Raw genomic sequence first — 6416 nt, forward strand, 5'->3', positions numbered from 1 at the left:
ACCCAGCAAAGGAATCCCGCGATGTCCGGTGCCCTTTCCCATATCCGCGTCCTCGACCTCTCCCGCGTACTCGCCGGCCCCTGGGCCGGGCAGATCCTCGCCGACCTCGGCGCCGAGGTGATCAAGATCGAGCGCCCGGAAGTCGGCGACGACACCCGCCACTGGGGCCCGCCGTTCCTCAAGGACGCCGACGGGCGCGACACCAGCGAGGCGGCCTACTTCCTGTCGGCCAACCGCAACAAGAAGTCCGTCACCGTCGACTTCACCCAGCCGGAAGGCCAACGCATCGTCCGCGAACTGGCGGCGAAATCCGACGTGGTGCTGGAAAACTTCAAGGTCGGCGGCCTCAAGGCCTATGGCCTGGATTACGAATCGCTGAAGCAGATCAACCCGAAGCTGATCTACTGCTCGATCACCGGCTTCGGCCAGAGCGGGCCCTACGCCAAGCGCCCGGGCTACGACTTCATGATCCAGGCCCTCGGCGGCCTGATGAGCGTCACCGGCCGCTCCGAGCATGAGGAAGGCGCGGGTCCGGTGAAGGTCGGCGTGGCGCTGACCGACATCCTCACCGGCCTGTACTCCGCCACCGCCGTGCTCGCCGCCCTCGCCCATCGCGACGTCAGCGGCATCGGCCAGCACATCGACATGGCCCTGCTCGACGTACAGGTCGCCTGCCTGGCCAACCAGACCCTGAACTACCTGACCACCGGCATCCCGCCGCGCCGGCTGGGCAACGCGCACCCGAACATCGTGCCGTACCAGGACTTCCCGACCGCGGATGGCGACTTCATCCTCACCGTCGGCAACGACGGGCAGTTCCGCAAGTTCGCCGAACTGGCCGGCCACCCCGAGTGGGCCGACGACGAGCGCTTCGCCACCAACAAGGCGCGGGTCGCCAACCGCGACGTGCTGATCCCGCTGATCCGCCAGTCCACCGTGATGCGCACCACCGCCGAATGGATCGAGATCCTCGAGCGCGCCAGCGTGCCGTGCGGCCCGATCAACGACCTGTCGCAGGTCTTCGCCGACCCGCAGGTGATCGCCCGCCAGTTGCGCGTGGACCTGCCGCATCCGCTGGCCGGCAGCGTGCCGCAGGTGGCCAGCCCGATCCGCCTGTCCGAAACGCCGGTTGAATACCGCAACGCCCCGCCGACCCTCGGCCAGCACACGGCGGAAATTCTCGAAGGCGTGCTCGGGCTCGACGGTGCCGCGCAAGTGAAACTGCGGGAAAGCAAAGTGATCTGACAGACTGTTCGCCCCCTTGCGAACGATCAGCCCGGCTTTCCCAAGGCCGGTTCTTGCGCCACGGGTAGTCACGGCCCCGTGGCGTATTTTTTTGTTTCCCCCGACGCCGATCCCTGCAGGAGCCAGCTTGCTGGCGAAAGGAGCTTCGCGAGCAATCTGGCTCCTGCAGGTTTGTGGCCGCGTACGATCTGTGCTCGGGCGCAGGAGCGTCCGCCGGTGTGTGGGATCGAGCAGTTCCCCTTCTTAGCAGATCAATGGCCAACGCCAGGCTTGGGCGATCCCGCCGACGCCGCTATAATCGCCCCTTCAAGCGGCCGTCCGGCCGCTCCCGCCTTCCGTTCGAGGGGCGCTGCAGCAGGCTAGCGCCTGTTTCGGATCTTGTAGGCCGCAGAGTTTTTTCTGCGCCGCCCGAGCAGATCCGAATCAGGCTCCACCTGTCAGGCTCGAACGGAGCGCGCTCACAGGGCCGTTTCCCCGCCCTGTCAACGCACCAACGGCGCCCATTCGCACACAAACGAATGGAGAACTCTTCATGAGCGCTGTCATGACGCCTGCCGGTTTCACCGACTTCAAAGTCGCCGACATTTCCCTGGCCGCCTGGGGCCGCCGCGAGCTGATCATCGCCGAGTCCGAAATGCCGGCTCTGATGGGCCTGCGCCGCAAGTACGCCGCCAGCCAGCCGCTGAAAGGCGCGAAGATCCTCGGTTGCATCCACATGACCATCCAGACCGGCGTGCTGATCGAGACCCTGACCGCGCTGGGCGCCGAAGTGCGCTGGTCGTCCTGCAACATCTTCTCCACCCAGGACCAGGCCGCCGCCGCCATCGCCGCCGCCGGTATCCCGGTCTTCGCCTGGAAAGGCGAGACCGAGCAGGAGTACGAGTGGTGCATCGAGCAGACCATCCTGAAAGATGGCCAGCCGTGGGACGCCAACATGGTGCTGGACGACGGCGGTGACCTGACCGAGATCCTGCACAAGAAATACCCGCAGATGCTCGAGCGCATCCACGGCGTCACCGAAGAGACCACCACCGGCGTGCACCGCCTGCTCGACATGCTCAAGGCCGGCACCCTGAAAGTCCCGGCGATCAACGTCAACGACGCCGTGACCAAGAGCAAGAACGACAACAAGTACGGCTGCCGTCACAGCCTGAACGACGCCATCAAGCGCGGCACCGACCACCTGCTGTCGGGCAAGCAGGCCCTGGTGATCGGCTACGGCGACGTGGGCAAGGGCTCCGCCCAGTCCCTGCGCCAGGAAGGCATGATCGTGAAGGTTTCCGAAGTCGACCCGATCTGCGCCATGCAGGCCTGCATGGACGGCTTCGAGCTGGTCTCCCCGTACAAGAACGGCCTGAACGACGGCACCGAAGCCAGCGTTGACGCCGCCCTGCTGGGCAGGATCGACCTGATCGTCACCACCACCGGCAACGTCAACGTCTGCGACGCCGGCATGCTGAAAGCGCTGAAGAAGCGCGCCGTGGTGTGCAACATCGGTCACTTCGACAACGAGATCGACACCGCCTTCATGCGCAAGAACTGGGCCTGGGAAGAGGTCAAGCCGCAGGTGCACAAGATCCACCGCACCGGCGCCGGCGACTTCGATCCGGCCAACGACGACTACCTGATCCTGCTGGCCGAAGGCCGCCTGGTGAACCTGGGCAACGCCACCGGCCACCCAAGCCGCATCATGGACGGCTCCTTCGCCAACCAGGTGCTGGCGCAGATCTTCCTGTTCGAGCAGAAGTACGCCGACCTCTCCGCCGAGAAGAAAGCCCAGCGCCTGACCGTCGAAGTACTGCCCAAGAAGCTCGACGAGGAAGTCGCCCTGGAGATGGTCAAGGGCTTCGGTGGCGTCGTCACCCAGCTGACCAAGCAGCAGGCCGATTACATCGGCGTGACCGTGGAAGGCCCGTTCAAGCCGGACACCTACCGTTACTAACAGCAGCTGCAAGCGATAAGCCGCAAGCTGCAAGCCAGGTCGCTCCTGCTTGCAGCTTGGAGCTTGCAGCTTGAAGCTGAGAAGAGAACCTTCTCCTATGTCCCAAGAACGCCGTTTCAGCTTCGAGTTCTTCCCCGCCAAGACCGAAGCCGGCCATGAAAAACTGCTGGCCACCGCGCGCCAGCTGGCCACGTACAAGCCCGACTTTTTCTCCTGCACCTACGGGGCCGGCGGCTCGACCCGCGACCGCACCCTGACCACCGTGCTGCAGCTCGACGGCGACGTGCAGGTACCCACCGCCCCGCACCTGTCCTGCGTCGGCGACACCAAGGCCGAACTGCGCGCCCTGCTCGCCCACTACAAGGACGCCGGCATCCGCCGCATCGTCGCCCTGCGCGGCGACCTGCCCTCGGGCATGGGTATGGCCAGCGGCGAGCTGCGCTACGCCAACGAACTGGTGGAATTCATCCGCGCCGAAACCGGTGATCACTTCCACATCGAAGTTGCCGCCTATCCGGAAGTTCACCCGCAGGCACGTAATTTCGAGGATGATCTGGCGAATTTCGTGCGCAAGGTCAAAGCCGGCGCCGACTCTGCCATCACACAATACTTCTTCAACGCCGACAGCTACTTCCATTTTGTCGAGCGTGCGGAGAAACTCGGTGTCAGCATTCCGGTCGTACCGGGTATCATGCCGATCACCAACTACACCAAACTGGCCCGCTTCTCCGACGCCTGTGGCGCGGAAATCCCCCGCTGGATTCGCAAGCAGCTGGAAGCCTACGGCGACGACATCGCCAGCATCCAGGCCTTTGGTGAGCAGGTCATCACCGACATGTGCGAACGCCTCCTCGAAGGCGGCGCACCCGGTCTGCATTTCTACACCCTGAACCAGGCTGACCCCAGCCTGGCGCTCTGGAACAACCTCAAGCTCCCCCGCTGAGGATCATTGCTCCGGGCTTACCGTCCGCGATCCCGGCCAGCGCAACGCCGGCGTATCGTGGACGGGGTGCTTCCAGCCACCGGCTGAGCGCTCGCCCCGAGCTTGAAATCACGCGCCCTTGAGCCGGCAGGTCGCCGGCCTACAGGAACCCCGCATGTCCTTTTCCTCCCTCGGTCTCTCCGAGGCCCTGGCTGGCGCCGTTGAAGCCGCCGGCTACGCGCGCCCCACCCCCGTCCAGGAACGCGCCATCCCCGCCGTGCTCCAGGGCCGCGACCTGATGGTTGCCGCCCAGACCGGCACCGGCAAGACCGGCGGCTTCGCCCTCCCGGTGCTCGAGCGCCTGTTTCCCGAAGGCCACCCCGACCGCGAACACCGCCACGGCCCGCGCCAGGCGCGCGTGCTGGTACTGACCCCGACTCGCGAACTGGCCGCCCAGGTGCATGACAGCTTCAAGGTCTACGCCCGCGACCTGCCCCTGAAAAGCGCCTGCATCTTCGGCGGCGTCGGCATGAATCCCCAGGTCCAGGCCATGTCCAAGGGCGTCGATGTCCTGGTCGCCTGCCCCGGCCGCCTGCTCGATCTGATCGGTCAGGGCAGCGTCGACCTGTCCCGCGTGGAAATCCTCGTCCTCGACGAAGCCGACCGCATGCTCGACATGGGCTTCATCCACGACGTCAAGAAGGTCCTCGCCAAGCTGCCGGCCAAGCGCCAGAACCTGCTGTTCTCGGCGACCTTCTCGAAAGACATCATCGACCTCACCAACAAGCTCCTGCACAACCCGGAGCGCATCGAGGTCACCCCGCCGAACACCACCGTCGAACGCATCGAACAGCGCGTGTTCCGCATCCCCGCCGTACAGAAGCGCGTCCTGCTGGCGCACCTGGTGACCGTGGGCGCCTGGGAACAGGTGCTGGTGTTCACCCGCACCAAGCACGGCGCCAACCGCCTCGCCGAGTACCTCTCCAAGCACGGCCTGCCGGCCGCCGCGATCCACGGCAACAAGAGCCAGAATGCGCGCACCAAGGCCCTGGCCGACTTCAAGGCCAACGACGTGCGTATCCTGGTCGCCACCGACATCGCCGCCCGCGGCCTGGACATCGACCAGTTGCCCCACGTGGTCAACTATGAACTGCCCAACGTCGAGGAAGACTACGTCCACCGCATCGGTCGTACCGGCCGCGCCGGGCGTAGCGGTGAAGCCATCTCGCTGGTGGCGCCGGACGAGGACAAGCTGCTCAAGGCCATCGAACGCCTGACCAAGCAGCGCATCCCCGACGGCGACATGCAGGGCTTCGACCCTGACGCCGTGCTGCCGGAAGTCCAGCAGCCCGAGCCGAAGGAGGCGCCGCAGCGCCAGCCGCGCAAGGACAAGGCCAAGCGTGGCGAGCGCAAGGAGCGCACCAGGGACAAACCCCAGCAGCCGCAGGCCGAAGAGCAACACAACGCCGCTCCTGCCGCAGTCGAAGCCGCCGAAGGCGACAAGCCGGCCGGCAAGCGCCGCCGCCGTGGCGGCCGGGGCAAGAAGAAAGGTGATGGCCAGGGCGGCGATGCCCAGCCCAATGCCAACGCCCAACCGCGCCAACAGAGCCAGGGCCGCCAGCAACAACAGCCCAAGCAGCAGGCGCGCGCACCGAAGGTCGATCCGGATCGCGATCCGGAAGAGTTCCTCGACGACGATTTCGACAACTTCGGCAATCGTGCCGACTACGTCAGCCCGTTCCCGGACAAGGACCAACCGCGCGGCCAGCGTCGCCGTGGCGGCCAAGGCCAAGGACAGAGCCAGGGGCAAGGCCAACAGCAGCGCAGCCGTGGTCAGGGCGGCGGTCAGGGTCAGGGCCAAAGCCAGAACCGTGGCCAGGGGCAGGGGCAAGGCCAGGGCAAGGCTGCCAAGAAGCCCGGCGGCGCTCGCGGCCAGGGCCAGGGTGGCAGCCAGGGCAAGCAGGGCCAGCGCAAGCGCGGCGGCAAGGCACCGGCCTCGCGCATGAACGACGCCCCGCTGCGCGAGCCGAGCGAATACGGCGCCGCCAAGCCGACCCGTCAGCCGGTGGTGATCAACAAGCGCGACCTGCTCCGCACCGACCGCTTCCCTACCGCCGAGCAGTTGGAAGAACTGGAACCGCGCCGCAAGACCGAGCGTCCGGCGCTGCTGACCCGCAATCGCGAGTGATGCTGTAGAAGAAACCGCCCTCCGGGGCGGTTTCTTTTTGCCCGCTCGAAGGCACACAATGCCGCTGTCGCGTCGTAAGCGAACGGGCATTACACGTTGCCAGCGGATACCCAGTTGTG

General features: G+C 66.1%; 4 protein-coding genes and 1 riboswitch. All 4 genes read left to right on the forward strand.

All coding sequences use genetic code 11. The annotated features are described in order from the left end of the window. The first annotated feature begins 21 nt into the window (after window positions 1-21). The 4 genes from ACYCAX_RS20000 to ACYCAX_RS20015 all read left to right on the forward strand — a co-directional run bounded on the left by ACYCAX_RS20000 (window position 22) and on the right by ACYCAX_RS20015 (window position 6297). The gene (locus ACYCAX_RS20000) at window positions 22-1245 is read left to right on the forward strand and encodes a CaiB/BaiF CoA transferase family protein (protein ID WP_460248687.1); all 1224 of its coding nucleotides are present in this window, start codon (window positions 22-24) and stop codon (window positions 1243-1245) included. 335 nt (window positions 1246-1580) lie between these two features. Next, window positions 1581-1754: riboswitch (S-adenosyl-L-homocysteine riboswitch) on the forward strand. A gap of 23 nt (window positions 1755-1777) precedes the next feature. After that, window positions 1778-3187 (forward strand): adenosylhomocysteinase, encoded by a 1410-nt coding sequence (ahcY, locus tag ACYCAX_RS20005; protein WP_460248688.1) that lies wholly within the window; start codon window positions 1778-1780, stop codon window positions 3185-3187. Window positions 3188-3284: 97 nt separating this feature from the next. Further along, complete coding sequence (metF, locus tag ACYCAX_RS20010) at window positions 3285-4130, forward strand: methylenetetrahydrofolate reductase [NAD(P)H] (protein WP_460248689.1); 846 nt, start codon at window positions 3285-3287, stop codon at window positions 4128-4130. Window positions 4131-4284: 154 nt separating this feature from the next. Further along, window positions 4285-6297 (forward strand): DEAD/DEAH box helicase, encoded by a 2013-nt coding sequence (locus tag ACYCAX_RS20015; protein WP_460248690.1) that lies wholly within the window; start codon window positions 4285-4287, stop codon window positions 6295-6297. Window positions 6298-6416: the final 119 nt, after the last annotated feature.

This window comes from Pseudomonas sp. MT3 (assembly GCF_054720805.1).

Excerpts from the sequence above, each read along its gene's own strand:
- ACYCAX_RS20000 (WP_460248687.1), top strand. The coding sequence starts at position 22 with ATGTCCGGTGCCCTTTCCCATATCCGCGTCCTCGACCTCTCCCGCGTA.
- ahcY (WP_460248688.1), top strand. The coding sequence starts at position 1,778 with ATGAGCGCTGTCATGACGCCTGCCGGTTTCACCGACTTCAAAGTCGCC.
- metF (WP_460248689.1), top strand. The coding sequence starts at position 3,285 with ATGTCCCAAGAACGCCGTTTCAGCTTCGAGTTCTTCCCCGCCAAGACC.
- ACYCAX_RS20015 (WP_460248690.1), top strand. The coding sequence starts at position 4,285 with ATGTCCTTTTCCTCCCTCGGTCTCTCCGAGGCCCTGGCTGGCGCCGTT.